Here is an 18,810-nt window from a genome sequence, read left to right as displayed (position 1 = left end):
TAGGATAATTGATATGGATCTCAACTGAGAACTGAAAACCGAGACTGAGAACTATTCACTCAAAGCATCCCAGCCTCGAGCTTTTAAAGCAATTTTAGTATTGGCACGAGTTACTAAATGAACTCCTTCACTTTCATCGGCCATATGTCCAATTATTGAAAAGTTTGGATTTCCTTTAATTTTATCAAAATCATTAATATCAATTGTAAAAAGAAGTTCGTAATCTTCTCCGCCATTAATAGCAACTGTTGTACTGTCGATATTAAACTCTTCGCAAGTCGAAATAAATTGCGGATCTAAAGGCAGTTTATCTTCATATAAGTTACAACCCACTTTTGACTGTTTACACAAATGAATAATCTCTGAAGATAATCCGTCAGAAATGTCAATCATCGAAGTTGGTTTAATTTCAAGAGCATGCAAAAGCGTACGAACATCGGTTCTGGCTTCTGGTTTTAATTGTCTTTCGACCAAATACGTATACGGATCTAAATCTGGCTGACTGTTTGGATTTACCTGAAAAACCTGTTTTTCACGTTCCAAAACCTGTAATCCCATATAAGCAGCGCCAATATCTCCGGTTACAACCAATAAATCAGTTTGTTTTGCACCGTTTCTGTAAACGATTTCATTTTCATCTGCTTCACCAATTGCCGTAATACTGATAATTAGTCCTTTTTGAGATGAGGTTGTATCGCCGCCAATAACATCAACTTTATATTCTTTTGCAGCGTGTGTAATTCCTTCAAACAATTCTTCTAATGCTTCTAAAGGAAAACGATTAGAAACCGCAACAGAAACCGTAATTTGAGTTGGTTTCGCATTCATCGCGCAAATATCAGACAGGTTTACCACAACCGATTTGTAACCCAAATGTTTCAACGGCATATAAGCCAAATCAAAATGTACGCCTTCAATTAGTAAATCTGTAGAAATAACTGCTTTTTTATCCTTAAAATCAAGAACAGCGGCATCGTCGCCAATACTTTTTAAAGTAGATTCTTGTGTAACATCAAAATTTCGGGTTAAGTGGTCAATTAAGCCAAACTCGCCTAATTGTGCTAAACTGGTACGCTGCGGATTTTTATCTTCGATCATTTTTTTTGAGTTCCAAAGTTTGTGAGGGGCAAAGGTACAAAGGTTTTTTTTAAAGATGCTAAGATTCTGAGATTCTAAGTTGTTTTTAAACGCCCTATTTATCCGTAGAGACGCACAGCAGTGCGTCTAAGATCCAGTAACCACAATTTGCTCTCAATACTATTTATTGCTCTCTTTTTCTATAAAATAAATTGGGGTTACGTTGCGTGAGACGCACTGCTGTGCGCCTCTACAATGCGTTTCTACTGTGCATTTCTGAAGCAGGAAAAAAATATTTTAAATTATTTTTTTCCTGCTGACAAACTGTTGTCACCAGCCCATTTTACTTTTGATGTATAGAAATTTAAAAACTTTAAAATCATGAAAACATTAGAAGCACAAGTAATTACATCAGAAGATTTATTGAAACACTGGCAAGGTCATCGTGCACTTACACGTCGTTTAATTGAATTGTTTCCAGAGAAAGATTTCTTCGAATTTTCAATTGGCGGTATGCGTCCTTTTGCAAAACTAGTTGATGAACTTTTAGCAATTGCGGTTCCAGGTTTGAAAGGAATTGTAACTAAAGAAACCGCACCATTCTCAGAAGGAGCAGAAAAACTGATTTTTAAAGCGCAGTATCTTGAAAAATGGGACGAAGCGACAGCAGAAATCAATAAATATTGGGAACAATTGTCTGTTGAAGATTTCAGCGAAACCTTTAATCTTTTTGGACAATATGAGTTTCCTGTTATTCAAAACATCTTGTATTTTATTGATAATGAAGTTCATCACCGTGGGCAGGCTTATGTATATTTAAGAGCTTTAAATATCGAACCACCATTTTTTTGGGAAAGATAATCTGATAAAATTGTAACTTTATTGAATAAATCTAAAAATTAAATGGCTATGAGTTTAAAAAAGATAATGTCCAATTATGCAGATTATAATTTATGGGTAAACCAGCAATTCGTGAATTGGCTTTCGCCGAAATCTGATGAACTGCTTTATGCAGAAGTACCTTCGAGTTTTTCAACTATTGTAAAAACGCTCGACCATATTTGGTCTACAGAAGAATATTGGTTTTCTGTTATTGCTGAAACTGATATGTCAGAAAAGAAACCAGAAACCGAATTGTCTAAAGAAGAAATCTTTGCAGGCTTATTAAATTCATCGACAAAATTGAAACATCTTATCAATTCATTGTCAGAAGAAGATTTAGTTAAAGAAGTTAAAATCGTTAATCCGTGGTTTGAATGCGAACAGCCAATTGCTGATTATTTAATCCAGGTTATTAATCACGGAACGTATCACCGAGGTCAGATTGTAACAATGGGACGAAACATTGGAATTACAGATGCCTCAAATACAGATTATAATTTTTATAATGTTGTAAAACAGAAATAAAATAAAAAACTCCCGAAAGATAATCTCTCGGGAGTTTTTTTATAAAAGCCTTTGTCTGTTAATTTCCAGTAATTCTAAAGTTCGTGTTTTTAAACTTTCCGGTTCTAAGATTGTGGCGTGATCTCCAAACATTAAAAACCAACGCGGAAAACCGCTGTCAATATCGCGGCACATAAACGTCATTTCTATTTTTCCGTCGATTTCTTTTTCAGAAATAAAGCCGTGATATTTTTTCTCGGTTGACAGATATCTTGCAATTTTCTTATCAATTAAGATGCGGACTTTTGTTGTTGGACAAGTTTCTGTTTTAGTCAAATAAGTTTCTAAAGCATCATGTTCGATTGTAAAATCGCAATCTGTTTTTCGAATGCCCTGAATTCTGTCTGTTCTAAACTGACGATAATCTTGTCGTAAATGACAATATCCTAAAAAATACCAATTGTTATTATCGTGAAAAACGCCCACAGGCTCTATGTTTCTTTGTGTAATTGCATCTGTTTCATACGTTTTGTACGAAAGTAAAATTTGTTTCTTTTCGGCAATACCTTCAAAAAGAAGTGCCAAAGTATTTGGCGAATTATCGTTAAACATGGGTTCAGCCGTCTGCATAACAACACGAGATTCTATATTCGAAACCCAGTCTTTATCTGTACTTCGCAAAACCGATTTCAGTTTATACATCGCCGACGCATAATGACTTCCTAAAGAAGGATCGGTAAATTTCTGCATCAGTTTTTCGGCAGCAATAAAACTGCTTACTTCTTCGCGCGTAAACATTACAGGCGGAAGTCGGTAACCTTCCATTAAAGCATAACCAACTCCGGCTTCACTATAAATAGGAACTCCCGAAGCTTCAAGAGTTCGAATATCCCGATAAATAGTTCGCAGACTGCAATCAAAACGATCTGCCAATTCCTGTGCTTTTACAATTTTTTTAGATTGTAATTGGATAAGAATGGCAACAATTCGGTCAAATCGTTTTGGGCTTTCGTCGAGCATTTTTTTTGGAGTTGCTAAGTTTTTTCAGTTGAAAAGATTCAAAGATACGAAGGTTTTGATTTTCTCTTTTATGAAATTTTGAGATATTTTATGTCAAGAAATAGATATAAGAAAATATATTTTCACAACGTATATCTGTAGAGACGCACTGCAGTGCGTCTACGCCATCAAAATCCATATTTTATTCCGTTTGGTTTTTGCTGTTGTCGACATACTTTGCGTAGACGCACTGCAGTGCGTCTCTACAATTCTGTGTGGGCAAATTGGTTGTAATAGAAGAAATATATTTTCACAAAGCATATCCGTAGAGACGCACTGCAGTGCGTCTCTACAATTCTGTGCGGGAAAATCGAACGTGATAGAAATATTTTTCACAAAGTATATCCGTAGAGACGCACAGCAGTGCGTCTACGTCCAGTAAATCGACAAAGAAATGATTCCCTTTACATCTACTCAATCTAAATCCATAACGTAAAAAAATAAAAAACCCGATAACGTAAATTATCGGGTTTAAATCTATATTCTATTCTCTTTATTTTTTCTTCTAAAAAAAAAATTAATCGTTAAGTTTCAATACAGCCATAAACGCCTCTTGCGGAATCTCAACGTTTCCTACCTGACGCATACGTTTTTTACCTTTTTTCTGTTTTTCAAGAAGTTTACGCTTACGCGAAATATCTCCACCGTAACATTTTGCGGTAACGTCTTTACGAAGTGCTTTAATAGTTTCACGAGCAATAATTTTTGCTCCAATTGCAGCCTGAATCGGAATGTCGAATTGCTGTCTTGGAATTAATTCACGTAATTTCTCAGTCATTTTTTTACCGATGTTATACGCGTTATCTTCGTGGATTAATGCAGAAAGCGCATCAACTGTTTGAGCATTTAAAAGAACGTCAAGTTTTACTAATTTCGAAGTTCTCATTCCGATAGGAGAGTAATCAAAAGAAGCATAACCTTTAGAAACTGTTTTTAAACGATCGTAAAAATCGAATACAATTTCGGCCAAAGGCATATCAAAATTCAACTCAACTCTTTCAGTAGTTAAATACGTTTGGTTCGTAATTAAACCGCGTTTTTCAATACATAAACTCATTACGTTTCCAACAAAGTCAGATTTTGTAATAATTGTAGCTTTAATATAAGGTTCTTCAACTCTGTCCAGCTTTGAAGGTTCTGGCAAATCAGAAGGATTGTTTACAATTAATGCTTTTTCAGGCTCTTTTTTAGTATAAGCCAAATACGAAACGTTAGGAACCGTAGTAATTACAGTCATATCGAACTCACGCTCTAAACGTTCCTGAATAATTTCCATGTGAAGCATTCCCAAGAATCCACAACGGAAACCAAATCCCAACGCAGCAGAACTCTCAGGAGTAAATACTAACGAAGCATCGTTTAACTGTAATTTCTCCATTGAAGAACGTAAATCTTCGTAATCTTCTGTATCAACAGGATAAATTCCGGCAAATACCATTGGTTTTACGTCCTCAAAACCAGTAATCATATTTGTTGTCGGAACTTTTGCATCCGTAATTGTATCACCAACTTTTACTTCGCGCGCTTCCTTAATTCCAGAAATCAAATAACCAACATCTCCGGCAGAAACTACACTTTTAGGAACCTGATTTAATTTTAAAGTTCCAATTTCGTCAGCAAAATATTCATTGTCCGTAGCCATGAATTTAATTTTCTGACCTTTTTTAATTTCACCATTTACAACTCTAAAGATTACCTCGATTCCACGAAACGGATTATACACCGAGTCAAAAATCAAAGCCTGTAATGGCTCTTCAGGATTTCCTTTTGGAGCAGGAATTTTTTCGATAATAGCTGCCAAAATATTTTCAACACCAAAGCCTGTTTTTCCAGAAGCGTGAATAATATCTTCTAATTTACATCCTAATAAATCAATAATATCGTCGCTAACTTCTTCCGGATTTGCACTTGGTAAATCAACTTTATTTAAAACCGGAATAATTTCCAAATCGTTCTCTAAAGCCAAATACAAGTTAGAAATAGTCTGCGCCTGAATACTTTGTGCCGCGTCAACAATCAAAAGCGCACCTTCGCAGGCAGCAATCGATCTAGAAACTTCGTATGAAAAGTCAACGTGTCCCGGAGTATCGATTAAGTTTAAGATATATTCTTCACCTTTATATGTATATTCCATTTGTATGGCGTGACTTTTTATGGTAATACCGCGCTCGCGCTCCAAGTCCATGTTGTCAAGCAATTGTGCTTTTTCCTCACGAGCTGTAACAGTTTGAGTAGCGCCCAATAATCGGTCTGCCAGTGTACTTTTACCGTGGTCAATGTGTGCAATAATGCAAAAGTTACGTATCTTCTTCATTTTAATATATCAGTTCTCTAATCGAGTTTAAGTATTTTTTCGGATGCAAATTGCGCTATAACAATTGTTTTAACGTCTCTTATTAAGGGGCAAAGATAGCGCAAAGTTTTGGATTCTGGAATGATGTGTGTCCGATAGTTAAAAGGTGAAATTCAATTTTTTATTTAAAACTCAAAATTAAAACCTTTTTCAGTTAGTTTCTTGTAGATTTCGGCATCAAACTTATAGAGTTTTGCCGCTCTGTGCGATACATCCTGCTGTTTTTCATCGAGTGCGAAAAGTAGTTTCATGTGAAGAATTTTTCGACGGAAATTAGACTTGTCCAATTCAATTCCCAGGATTTCTTCATAAAGATGCATTAATTGCAGTAAAGTAAATTTTTCAGGCAGAAGATTAAAACCAATTGGCGCCTGACGAACGCGGTTTCTAAGCTGAAGTAGGCTAAAATTTAAAATCTCATTATGATCAAAAATCAAATTGGGAACCTCATTTATCTTACACCATTTTGCTTCACGAACTGCTATACTTGCCCTAACATTATAATCTTCTTGATTTACAAGCGTATAATATCCAATAGTTACAATGCGGCGATCGTGAACACGAGCCGGATTTGTAAAAGCTTTTAACTGCTCCAGATAAATATTGTCCAGACTTGTAAGTTCGTATAAAATTCGCTGTGCAGCATCATCGGCACTTTCTTCCCTTTTCAGCCAGCCTCCTAACACTCCCCAGCTTCCTTCACTTTCTCCGCCGGCATGCTGAACTAAAAGTACTTCAAGACTTTCTTTTTTAAAACCAAAAATGACACAATCAATTGAAATTCCGTCAATTGCTGTCGCATTATTTGAAGCAGATTTGCTTTCGGTTATAGAAGTTTTTTTAGAAGATATTGTTGCCATTTTAGCTTTTATGCTTATTTTTTAAAATTCAAAATTGAAACCCTTTTCAGTCAGTTTTTTATAAATGTCTGGATCAAATTTATAAAGTTTAGCAGCACGATGCGAAACGTCTTGTTGTTTTTCATCTAAAGCAACCAATAATTTCATGTGCAGAATTTTTCGACGGAAATTAGATTTATCCATTTCAATCCCCAGAATTTCTTCATAAAGATGCATCAACTGCAGCAAAGTAAATTTTTCCGGTAAAAGATTAAATCCAATAGGCGCCTGACGAACGCGGTTGCGAAGATTTCGGATACTATAAGATAAAATTTCGTTGTGATCGTAAATCAAATCAGGAATACTGTTGATTTTATACCATTTAGCATCAGAAGCTGTAAAACCGGCTTTAATATTATAATCTTCTCTTTTTACAAGAGCATAATAACCAATAGTGATAACACGTCGAAGCGGGAAACGATCTGGGTCTCCAAAGGCTTTTAACTGCTCCAGATAAATATTATCAAGACCTGTAAGTTCGTTCAATAAACGATGTGCCGCATCATCAGTGCTTTCTTTTTTATAAATCCATCCGCCGGGAAGGCCCCATTTCCCTTTGCTAATACCTTCTGCGTGCTGGATTAAAAGTACTTCCAAACTTCCTTCATCAAAACCAAAAACAACGCAGTCAATCGTGATTGCGTTCATTGCATTTTGTTCGTTTTTTGCTACAGAGTCGGCATCTACTTTTTTATCCATGTGCGAAATAAATTTTGACAAATTAAATAAATAAAATGCATAACTGCCTTTTTTGATTACTTAATATTTTTTTAACAAAGCAAAAAATTGATAGTCAGTTGTTTGAAATTATGATGAAAAACCAATTTCAGAACAAAAATATTTTAAACTATTGATTGTCAAAATGCTGCAACATGATTTTTTCAATATTTTTTCTCTCACTTTTAGCTTTGTTCTTGTTAGATTAATAAAAATAAATCCCTATAAATCAGAATTGAAAAAAAATAACCTTAATATTTTGCTAAAATAGAAAAAAAGTTTTACACTTGTAGTCAAATTTACCATAAGATAAGTTCAATATGACTATAAGTTTTAAAAAACTAACTTTTGAATTAGAATGAGAAGGTAAATTATAGAGAAAAAGAACTTACACTTTGATCACAATAAACGTAACTAACTTAATTTAAACCAACTCTTATTTACTATGAAAAGCAAATATTGTATTAAAACAACAATGCTCTCGTTTTGCACGACGCTGTTGTTTAGCTTATTTATGATGCAGTCGGCTTTTGCTCAGGCACAATCCCGATCTGTGAATGGAATTGTAACATCGGCTGTTGACGGAATGGGCGTTCCCGGAGCGTCTGTCTCTGTAGAAGGAACTAAAATTAGCGCCGCAACCGATTTTGATGGAAATTATAAAATAGAAGCAAAAACCGGAGACGTTCTTGTTTTTACTTTTATCGGATTTAAAACACAGAAAGTAACAGTAGGAACTCAAAAAACTATCAATGTTACGATGCAGGAAGAAACTGCAGAACTGAAAGAAATTGTAGTTATCGGTTACGGTACACAAAAGAAAAAGGTAAATACTGCCGCAACTTCATTAGTTTCAGGAAAAGACATTCAGCAGGTAGCAACCTTAGATGTTACAAATGCTTTACAAGGTCAGGCTGCGGGTGTAAATGTTACTTCAACTTCAGGACAGCCGGGAGCGGGAATGGCAGTAAACATTCGTGGAGTTGGAACAGCAGGAAATAATACACCTCTTTATGTAGTGGATGGAGTTGTTGTAGATAACGGAATTGGATATCTTGATCCTTCTTCTATAGAAAGGGTTGACGTTCTAAAAGATGCTTCTGCAGGATCTATCTATGGAGCCAGAGCGGCAAATGGGGTTATTTTGGTAACAACAAAAAAAGGAAAAGATGGTAAAATGAATGTGTCTTTTAATTCTTATACAGGTTTTCAGCAAGTAGCTAAAAAACTGGATTTATTGAATACGCAGGAATATACTACTATCATGAATGAGGCACGTGTAAATTCTGGTTTAACGCCATTGTACACGCAGGCACAAATCGCTGCTTTTCCAAATCATGACTGGCAGGACGATTTGTTTAACGAAGGTGCAATAAAACAAAACCATTCGCTTACTATTAGCGGTGGTGATAAAAAATCTACAATTGCAACCGGATTGTCTTATTACGGACAAGAAGGTATGATTGGCGGTTCAACAAATCAATCACAATATGATCGTATTACATTCAATGTAAACTCAACTTCAGAAGTAATTGAAAATTATTTAAAAATTGGAGAAAACTTCTCTTTTGCCAATATTAAAAGTTCAGGAGTTGCAGATCAGGGAATTTACAGTAACGCAATCAGAAGCTTTTTGAATGCAGCGCCAATTGATTCAGCCTATGATGCAAATGGAGGTTTTGCTCATTCTTCTATTTCAGCAGATATTAGTAATCCGCTAGGATCATTGTATTATAATAACTTCAATGAAACAAAATCAAACCGTTACGTAGGAAACATTTTTGCAGAATTAAAATTCTTTAAAAATTTCACCTACAGAACAAGTTTTGGTGTTGATATGACAGATAGTAATTACCGTTCTTTCAAGCCGGTTTATTCTCTTTCTTCAAATGATAATAATACGGTTTCCAGCGTTACTCAAAACGCAACTAAATCTTTAGGATGGATTTTTGAAAACACGGTTCAATACAAAGGAACTTTAAACGGAGTTCACAATTTTGATGTATTAGTTGGTACTTCTGCCAAAAAAAATACTTCAGATTTCATGGAAGCAACGGGTAAAAACTTAACTTTTGATGATTTTGCTCATGCTTATTTAAGTAATGCTACAGACCAGACATCAAATACAGTAAAAGGAAATCGTAGCGATTACGGAATTCAGTCTTATTTCGGACGTTTATTGTATGATTTCAACAACAGATATTTATTTACAGCAACTTTAAGAAGAGACGGTTCATCAAACTTTGCAGCTTCAAACAGATATGGATATTTCCCATCCGTTTCGGCAGGTTGGAATGTCGATAAAGAGGCTTTCTTTCAAGAAAATAAAGTTTTAAATTCATTGAAAATCAGAGCAAGCTGGGGACAAAATGGTAACGATCAAATTCCTGCTTTTTCTTATATGTCAACTATTAGTTCGTACAATAAAAACTATCATTTTGGGACAGGAACAGAAACATTACAAACAGGTGCAAGCCCGGATCAGCTTTCAAATCCTGACTTAAAATGGGAAACGTCAGAGCAATTAGATCTTGGATTTGATGCTGTTTTGTTTAAAAACTTCTCATTAACATTTGATTACTACGATAAAAAAACAAAAGACTGGCTGGTTTTAGCATCGATTCCAGTTTATGCAGGTGCTACAGCTCCTTATATTAATGGAGGAGATATTCAAAATAAAGGATTTGAAATTGCTTTAGCCTATCATACTAAGTTTAATGAAAATTGGAATTTTGCCGTAAACGCCAATCTTTCACACAATGAAAACAAAGTACTTAGAGTTGCAAACAGCGAAGGTATTATTCACGGAGATCCAAATTTATTATTTCAGGGAACAGATGAGTTGAACCGTGTTGAGGTTGGGCAGCCAATAGGTTATTTCTACGGATTAAAAACAGCTGGAATTTTTCAGAATGCGGCAGAAGTTGCAGCAAGCGCACAACCGGGTGCAGCGCCTGGAGATGTTCGTTTTGTAGATTTAAATGGAGATGGAAAAATCGATGCTAATGATAAAACGAAAGTTGGAGATCCAAACCCTGATTTTACTTATGGTTTTAATTTTGACTTATCATACAAAGCATTTGACTTAACGGTTAATACTTATGGAGTTGCAGGAAACCAAAATGTTTTCGGCATTCACGACCCAACACGCGGTTACACAAACTATACTACAGATGTTTTAAACAGATGGACTACAGAAGGAAGTTCTAACAGAGTTCCAAGAGTTACTTACGGAACAGATTCAAATGGAAATTACACGAAGTTTTCTGATTTATATGTTCAAAATGCTGATTTCTTCAGAATTAAGAATGCAACTTTTGGTTGTGATTTAACAAAACTGACAAACAAATTGAACTTCTTCAGCAAATTCAGATTGTATGTTGCAGCTAATAACCTATTCACTTTTACAAAATATAAAGGAATGGATCCTGAAATTGGATTTGGGAATACTGCAAGAGACAGCAACGGTAACTTAACACAACCGTGGGCGAAAGGAATTGATGTTGGATATTACCCACAGCCACGTACGTACATGATGGGTCTAAATGTTAACTTTTAAATTATGAAAACGATGAAAAAATATATAAAATTATTAGCTGTCTCAAGCTTGTTCGTTTTAGGAGCTTGTTCAGATGATTTTCTAGATACAGAACCTTCTACGACCAAAGTTGAAGAGAATTTTTATAGAACTCCAGCCGATGCCTATTCAGGATTGATTGCTGTTTATGATGTATTACAACGCGAAGCTTACGGCGGACCTTTATTGATAAGTGAACAGGCTTCTGATGATTGTTTTGGAGGATATGGGATTGCCGATGCGCAGACAGATATAGAATGGGATAGATTTTTATTTGTTTCGAATAAAGAAATGAATGCTGATGTATGGAAATATGCCTATTTAGGAATTTACAGAGCCAACATTTTATTAGAAAATCTGGATAGAGTAAACTGGGGATCTGATACAGCTCTAAAAACAAGATACGAAGCAGAAGCTCGTTTTTTAAGAGCGCATTTCCACTTTATGGCAGCTAAAATGTTTGGAGATATTGTACCATTAGATCATACTATTTCGGCAAGCGAATTTTTATTGCCAAGACAACCGGCTGAGTTAACCTACGCTTTGATAGCAAATGATTTAAAATTCGCTTCAGATAATTTAAACAATGATAATTATTCTCAAGCAGGAAATGCAAATTATGGGCGTATTACAAAATGGGCTGCAGAAGCTTATTTAGCAAGAACCTTTTTATTCTACACTGATTATTATAAAAAAACGGACTTAGCAGGAGTTATAACTAAAGCACAAGCCGTTACTTATATTAATGATGTAGTGAATAATAGCGGCCACGGATTGGTTGCTGATTTTGCTAATCTTTGGTTAGCAGCATCTTTCGACAAATTTGCCGGAGAAGACAACACAGAAATGGTTTGGGCTGTTCGTTTTAATGGTTCAGGAAAAGGAGACTGGAATTTAAATGAAGGAAACCGTTTTCAGGTTAATATTGCACCTCGAGGCGGCGCAATTGGTCCTTATGCAACAGGATGGGGCGGTGCAACTGTTACTCCTAAATTGTATAATGCTTACGAACCGGGAGATACCCGCAGAGACGCAACAATCATTGATTATAAAAATGAAAGTTATAAAGGAAACCCTTTAAATTTTGATCCGGTAGCAAGAGAGCAGCGTCAATACACAGGATACTCATGGAAAAAATACTGCCCAATTAACAATGATGCAGGAACAAGTATTGTAGAAGCAAACGGAGGAAATTTCCAAATTGATAACTATCAGGATTTTGCTGTTATTCGTTTTTCGGATGTATTGTTAATGGCTGCCGAATTAAATTTAGAAACTAATAGTGCTTTGGCATTGGCAGATATAAACAGAGTTCGTGACAGAGCGTTTAAAGATACAAATCACAGATTAACAGTGGCTAATTTTAATAAAGCTGCCATCATGAAAGAACGCCAATTAGAATTAGCTCTGGAAGGATTACGTTATTTCGATTTAATCAGACAAGGAGTAGCTGTAGCTAAAGCTGAAATTGACAATACAAATGTTGATTCTCAATTTAATGTAACATTTAGAACAGAAACGCAAGGCTGGTTTCCATTACCGCAATCTCAAATAGTTCTTTCTAACGGTACTATTTCACAAAATCCAGGTTGGTAATTAACTAAAAACAAACTATTATGAAACGTATATTATATATTTTAATAGCTGCAATAACCCTAAGCTCACTACTGTTTTCATGCGAGCCGGTAGAAGATCGCGAGAGTTTGCCAGCAATAACTTTAACACCGTCAACACTTAAGTTTTCGGTAACACAGAATGCTGCAAATAAGAATATAGTAACCTTAAAAAATCAAGATTCTGATGTAATTCCATACTGGAGATATGTAGACGGAAATGGCAATGAATTAGGACATTCTAATAAAGGCGAAGATCAAATTACATTTCCTTTTGCAGGAAAGTATACGGTTTATTTTACCGCTTACACAAGAGGAGGTTCTGTAGATGCAGCCCCGGTAGAAGTAAATGTTGAAGAAAATGACGAAACATATTTCAGCGATCCAAAATGGGCAATGCTGACTAATGGCGTAGCAGGTAAAACTTGGGTTCTGGATTTTATTGATCCGGTTGGCTGGGCAGGTTTAGATTATCCAGCAGCCTCTGGAGACAACTGGAACTGGTTTCCGGATTATGCAAGTAATTCATGGATCATGCCAAGCAAAGACTGGGGAGAAATGTATTTTGATTTGAACGGAGGTTACAATACTACCGTAAAACAAACGGCAATTAGCAGTAATGTGCAGACAACTAAAAAAGGAACTTATAGTTTTGAAATCGCCAATAATAAATTAATTTTTAATGGAGGCGTAGAGATGTTGTATGGTGGAGATTATTATGCAGATTGTGCTATTTGGTACAGTGTAAAAGTGGTTGAACTTAAAGATAATTCATTGCGTCTGGCCGTTATTCGTAACCAAAGCAGAAAAGGTGAAGGCGTTTGTTTAATCGTTTTTCACTACAAGCCTAAACCATAATACATTATAAAAAAGAAAACTACCGGTAGGGGATCGATACAGACACCTATCGGTATGTTTATATTTGTTATACAAACCACAAAAACTACTATCTATGAAAACCACATTTAAATATCTAAGCAGACTTTCAGTTTTGATTTTTTCTGCGATGTTTTTATTAAGCTCCTGCAGTAAAAAAGAAGATGCTTTTTCAAACCGAAAAATCTCTTTTAATGCAGACTGGAGTTTTCATTTAAATGATAGTATAATAGATAAAGATACAATTGGAGCTTCAACCAAATGGAGAACCTTAGATGTTCCGCATGATTGGAGCATTGAAGGAAAATTTGATGAAAAAAGTCCGGCAGGATATGGTGGCGGATCATTAAGCGGAGGCTTAGGGTGGTATAAAAAAACTTTTAAAATCCCATCTGAAGATATAAATAAAACAATATCAATAGCCTTCGATGGCGTTTACAAAAACAGCGAAGTATGGATAAACGGACATTATTTAGGAAAACGTCCAAACGGATATATTGGCTTTCAATATGACCTTTCGCCATACCTAAATTATGGAGAAAAAACCAACGAAATAATTGTAAAGGTTGACAATTCAAAACAACCAAATTCACGATGGTATTCAGGATCAGGAATTTTTAGAAATGTCTGGTTAGAAACTACAGATAAATTGCATGTTGAACATTGGGGAACTTATGTTACAACTCCAAAAGTTACTGCCGAAAAAGCTTCTGTAAATATTGAAACTAGAATTCAGAACGATTATTCAGAATCAAAAAAGTTAACATTAATAACTACCATTTATAAGGAAGATAAAAAAGTTACATCAGGCTCCACTACATATATAACGCTTACTCCAAAAAGCGGCACATTGCTAAATGTAAAAGCAGAAGTAGAATCGCCAGTTTTATGGTCAGTTGAAAAACCAGAATTGTATACAGTTGTTACGGAGATTTCTGTTGATGATAAAATCGTTGATCAATACAAAACCAATTTCGGAATCAGGGATTTTAAGTTTGATTTGAACAAAGGTTTTATTTTAAACGGAAATCAAGTCAAAATAAAAGGAGTCTGCATGCATCACGATTTAGGCCCGTTAGGTTCTGCAATCAACACGCGTGCAATCGAACGTCAGTTAGAAATTCTGAAAGAAATGGGCGTAAACGGAATCAGAACTTCTCATAATCCACCTGCCCCGGAACTTTTAGATTTATGTGATAAAATGGGTTTCATTGTAATGGATGAAGCTTTTGATATGTGGAAACAAAACAAAACCAAATACGATTACGCAAATGATTGGGACAAATGGCATAGAAAAGATTTAGTTGATCAATTGCGCCGTGACCGAAATCACCCAAGTATTTTTATATGGAGTATTGGAAACGAAATTCCGGAACAATGGAATGAAACAGGTGTTGAAATTGCAAAAGAATTGGCAGAAATCGTTCGAATAAATGACAAAACCCGTCCGCTTACAGCAGCAATGAACCCGCCGGTAAATATGAATATTGATGCCGTAACATTACAATTCGAAAAAAAGAATGTTCAGTTTAACGCTATTGCAAAATCTGGTATTTTAGACTTAATCGGATATAATTATGCACATCAAACCTATCAATATCATCAAAAGAATTTCCCTGGAATTCCTTTCATCGCAACCGAAACTACTTCGGCTTTAGAAACTCGCGGTTATTACGATGCCGTTTCTGATTCGATTAAAAAATGGCCGGTAAGATGGGACCTTAAATTTACAGATGGAAATCCGGGTAATACCGTTTCAGCTTACGATCAGGTACAGGCACCTTGGGGCTCAACGCACGAAGCAACCTGGAAAGTGATTAAAAAATACGATTTCCTTTCGGGAATGTATATCTGGACAGGTTTTGATTATATCGGAGAACCAACCCCATATGAATGGCCGTCAGTAAGTTCCTATTTCGGAATTGTAGATTTAGCCGGTTTCCCAAAAGATGTTTATTATATGTACCAAAGTGAATGGACAGACAAAACCGTACTTCACATTTTTCCGCATTGGAACTGGAAAGCCGGACAAACTGTCGACGTTTGGGCCTACTATAATAATGCCGATGAAGTGGAACTTTTCGTAAACGGAAAATCAGTTGGAAAAAGAAGCAAAAAAGGAGATGATTTACACGTAATTTGGGAAGTCCCTTTTCAGCCGGGAACTCTAAAAGTAATTTCTCGTAAAAACGGAAAAGTTGTTTTAGAAAAAGAAATCAAAACAGCCGGAAATCCTTCGCAATTAAAACTAACAGCGGACAGAAGTACTATTAAAGCAGACAAAAATGATTTGTCATTTGTAACCGTAGATATTTTAGATGGTAAAGAAACTTTGGTTCCAAACGCCAATAACGAAATCAACTTTTCATTAACAGGAAACGGAAAAATCGTAGGCGTTTGCAGCGGAGATCCCGTAAGTCACGAATCGTATAAAGGTTCAAAACATACCGCTTTAAATGGAAAATGTTTAGTAATCGTTCAATCTGGAGATAAATCAGGAAGACTGGAACTAACCGCAAAGGCAAACGGATTAAAACCCGCAACAATAGTAATTACAACAGAATAATAATATAACGTCAACGTTCCTGCAAGGTTTTTCAAACCTTGTAGGTATAATGAGATTTTAAATAGAGGAAAAAATATAAACCTACAAGGTTTCGAAAACCTTGCAGGATGAATAAAATGTATAATTAGATTTTAAATAGAAGAAAAAATTAAACCTGGAAGGTTTGAAAAAACCTTCCAGGAGGAACTAACAAATAGAATAAATTAACTAATGAAAAACGCACAACTAACCACTTTGTTTTCAATCTGTATTTTTGGATTGCTGCTTACGCCAAAAGCATCGGCGCAAATCCAAAATGCAGATGTATTAAACGCACCAATTGATATCAGTAAAGATTTTCAGAATTACCTGAACACTTTTTATTTTGCAGATGAATTGGCTTCTTTTGATCCTGCAACCGGAAAAGGAACCATAAAATATCTGAGATACAATTACAAAACACGTCAGGCTTTCAACAATATGATGATGAAACCAGATGTAGAAAAAGCAAACGAATTTCCAACAACAGAATATGAAGAATCTCCTGTTTTACCATTCGAAATTCAGTTTGTTTCAGACAGAACCATCAGAATAAAAACAACTTCAGGTCCGCAATTTCATCCACAAAAAGAATCCTTGATGCTGGTTGACGGTGTTGCGCCAAATCATCCTGAATTATGGAAATATTCTAAAATCGAGGGCGGTCACAGTTATACAAGTAAACACGGAAGAGTTGAAATTTTGACAAAACCGTGGCACGTAAAAATTTACGATGAAAACGGAAAATTGCTGACAAGCACACTTCATGATACCGATTTTAAAAACACCTATACACCAACACTTCCGTTCTCGTACGTTCGCAGAAACAGCGATTATTCAAGAAGTATGGGCGCAGCTTTTAGCTTAGAACCAGACGAAAAAATATTTGGCTGCGGAGAATCTTTCACACAGTTCAATAAACGTGGTCAAAAAGTTGTTTTATGGACAGATGATGCAAACGGAATCCAAAATGAAACGATGTACAAACCAATTCCGTTTTACATGAGCAGCCGCGGCTACGGAGTTTTTATGCATCATTCTACACCAATAACCGTTGACTTTGGAAGATATTTTGGAAGTGCCAACGAAATGTACATTGGCGATGATGAAGCCGATTTGTTTTTCTTCATTGGAGAGCCAAAAGACGTTTTAGATCAATACACCAATTTAACCGGAAAAGCTGCAATGCCGCCGCTTTGGTCATTCGGTTTCTGGATGAGCCGTATTACTTATTTCTCAGAAAAAGAAGGAAGAGAAGTAGCAAAAGATTTACGCAAATACAAAATCCCAACAGATGTTATTCACTTTGATACAGGTTGGTTTGATGTAGATTGGAGAAACAATTATGAGTTTGCAAAAGCTCGTTTTCCTGATGCAACAAAAATGATGTCAGATTTAAAAGAAGATGGTTTTCATGTGTGTTTATGGCAATTACCATATTTCACACCAAAGAATACTTTGTTCCCTGAAATCATGGACAAAAACTTAGCCGTAAGAGACAGAAAAGGAAATCTTCCTTATGAAGATGCTGTTTTAGATTTCTCAAATCCAGAAACAGTAACATGGTATCAGGCAAAATTGAAAAAATTATTTGATGAAGGAGTTTCAGTTTTCAAAGTTGATTTTGGAGAAGCTGCACCGCCAGACGGAATTTACCATTCAGGAAGAACAGGATTTTATGAACACAATTTATACCCATTAAGATATAATAAGGCTGTCGCCGAAATTACACAAAAAGAAAAAGGATACACTTTAATCTGGGCAAGAAGTACATGGGCTGGATCTCAGCGTTATCCTCTACATTGGGGAGGAGATGCCGAAACTTCAAATGGAGCAATGTCGGCAGAATTACGCGGCGGACTTTCATTAGGCTTAAGTGGATTCAGTTTCTGGAGTCATGATGTTGGAGGATTTGCTACAAAATCTCCGGAGAATTTATACAGAAGATGGGCACCATTCGGGATGTTTACTTCACATGTAAGAAGCCACGGCGAACCTCCGCGTGAGCCTTGGTTATACAGCAAAGATTTCCTTGAAGGATTTAGAAAAGCCGATAATATGCGTTACGAATTAATGCCGTATATCTACGCTCAGGCAAAAGAAAGTTCTCAAAAAGGATTGCCAATGATGCGTGCTTTATTTGTAGAATATCCAAACGATCCGGGAGCTTGGTTAGTCGATAATGAATATTTATTCGGATCAAGTATTTTGGTTGCACCGCTTTTTGAAGAAGTAACAGAAAGAGATGTTTATCTTCCGGAAGGAACTTGGATCGATTACCAAACTAAAAAAGTGTATCAATCTGGCTGGCATAAAATTAAAGCTGGCGAAGTGCCAATCGTAGTTTTGGTAAAAGACGGAACAGCATTGCCTCACATTGGTTTAGCACAATCTACAAAAGACATGGATTGGAGTAAATTAACTTTAAAAGTATATGCAAGTGATAAAACAACTTCGGCGACAGCCAAAGTATTTTTGCCAAATGACACTACAGTTCAGGAAATAAAATTGACCAAAAACGGAAACAATTTTGAAGTAACTGCAAACCCATTAAACGGAAAAACCACTTTTAAAACAGAGTGGATAAAATAAAGATAAATGCCACAGATTACACAGATTAAAAGGATTAAAAATTGAGAATTATAAATCTGCAGAATCTGCGTGAAAAA

12 protein-coding genes are annotated in these 18,810 nt (G+C 35.7%); 7 read left to right on the top strand and 5 right to left on the bottom strand.

Translation table 11 applies throughout. The features are described from left to right. Positions 1–51: 51 nt before the first annotated feature. Positions 52–1,098: a thiamine-phosphate kinase gene (gene thiL / locus BUE10_RS13085; RefSeq protein WP_073485724.1), complete on the bottom strand. Its 1,047-nt coding sequence runs from the start codon at positions 1,096–1,098 to the stop codon at positions 52–54. A gap of 360 nt (positions 1,099–1,458) precedes the next feature. Between thiL and BUE10_RS13080 the strand changes: the two genes are divergently transcribed. Both BUE10_RS13080 and BUE10_RS13075 read left to right on the top strand, forming a co-directional pair. Then, positions 1,459–1,938, top strand: coding sequence for a DinB family protein (locus tag BUE10_RS13080; RefSeq protein WP_073485722.1), 480 nt, complete (start codon positions 1,459–1,461; stop codon positions 1,936–1,938). A gap of 48 nt (positions 1,939–1,986) precedes the next feature. Continuing rightward, complete coding sequence (locus BUE10_RS13075; RefSeq protein ID WP_073486129.1) at positions 1,987–2,484, top strand: DinB family protein; 498 nt, start codon at positions 1,987–1,989, stop codon at positions 2,482–2,484. Positions 2,485–2,523: 39 nt separating this feature from the next. On the opposite strand, the gene BUE10_RS13070 is transcribed toward BUE10_RS13075, so the two are convergent. The 4 genes from BUE10_RS13070 to BUE10_RS13055 all read right to left on the bottom strand — a co-directional run bounded on the left by BUE10_RS13070 (position 2,524) and on the right by BUE10_RS13055 (position 7,473). Continuing rightward, positions 2,524–3,483: a helix-turn-helix transcriptional regulator gene (locus tag BUE10_RS13070; protein ID WP_073485721.1), complete on the bottom strand. Its 960-nt coding sequence runs from the start codon at positions 3,481–3,483 to the stop codon at positions 2,524–2,526. Between the two features lie 556 nt (positions 3,484–4,039). Further along, positions 4,040–5,836: a translation elongation factor 4 gene (gene lepA, locus BUE10_RS13065; protein WP_073485719.1), complete on the bottom strand. Its 1,797-nt coding sequence runs from the start codon at positions 5,834–5,836 to the stop codon at positions 4,040–4,042. Between the two features lie 164 nt (positions 5,837–6,000). Next, entirely contained in the window at positions 6,001–6,735 is a 735-nt protein-coding gene (locus tag BUE10_RS13060; protein ID WP_073485717.1) for an NUDIX hydrolase, read from the bottom strand. Positions 6,736–6,756: 21 nt separating this feature from the next. Then, positions 6,757–7,473, bottom strand: a complete 717-nt coding sequence (locus BUE10_RS13055) for an NUDIX hydrolase (RefSeq protein WP_073485715.1) — start codon at positions 7,471–7,473, stop codon at positions 6,757–6,759. Between the two features lie 463 nt (positions 7,474–7,936). Between BUE10_RS13055 and BUE10_RS13050 the strand changes: the two genes are divergently transcribed. The 5 genes from BUE10_RS13050 (at position 7,937) to BUE10_RS13030 (ending at position 18,733) form a co-directional block, all read left to right on the top strand. Then, entirely contained in the window at positions 7,937–11,050 is a 3,114-nt protein-coding gene (locus tag BUE10_RS13050; protein WP_073485713.1) for a SusC/RagA family TonB-linked outer membrane protein, read from the top strand. A 12-nt stretch (positions 11,051–11,062) separates the two neighbouring features. Continuing rightward, a complete protein-coding gene (locus BUE10_RS13045; protein ID WP_073486127.1) occupies positions 11,063–12,664 on the top strand; it encodes a RagB/SusD family nutrient uptake outer membrane protein in 1,602 nt (533 codons plus the stop codon). Positions 12,665–12,684: 20 nt separating this feature from the next. Then, positions 12,685–13,539 carry a hypothetical protein gene (locus BUE10_RS13040; protein ID WP_073485711.1) on the top strand — a complete coding sequence of 285 codons (855 nt, stop codon included), beginning with the start codon at positions 12,685–12,687 and terminating at the stop codon, positions 13,537–13,539. Positions 13,540–13,633: 94 nt separating this feature from the next. Next, a complete protein-coding gene (gene galB / locus BUE10_RS13035; protein WP_073485709.1) occupies positions 13,634–16,123 on the top strand; it encodes a beta-galactosidase GalB in 2,490 nt (829 codons plus the stop codon). 210 nt (positions 16,124–16,333) lie between these two features. After that, positions 16,334–18,733: a glycoside hydrolase family 31 protein gene (locus BUE10_RS13030; protein WP_073485707.1), complete on the top strand. Its 2,400-nt coding sequence runs from the start codon at positions 16,334–16,336 to the stop codon at positions 18,731–18,733. The last annotated feature ends 77 nt before the right edge of the window (positions 18,734–18,810 follow it).

The organism is Flavobacterium sp. CF108 (assembly GCF_900129795.1).
Lineage (GTDB): Bacteria > Bacteroidota > Bacteroidia > Flavobacteriales > Flavobacteriaceae > Flavobacterium.
The sequence above is the reverse complement of the archived record's forward strand: the minus strand, read 5'-3'. Positions and strand labels throughout refer to the sequence as shown.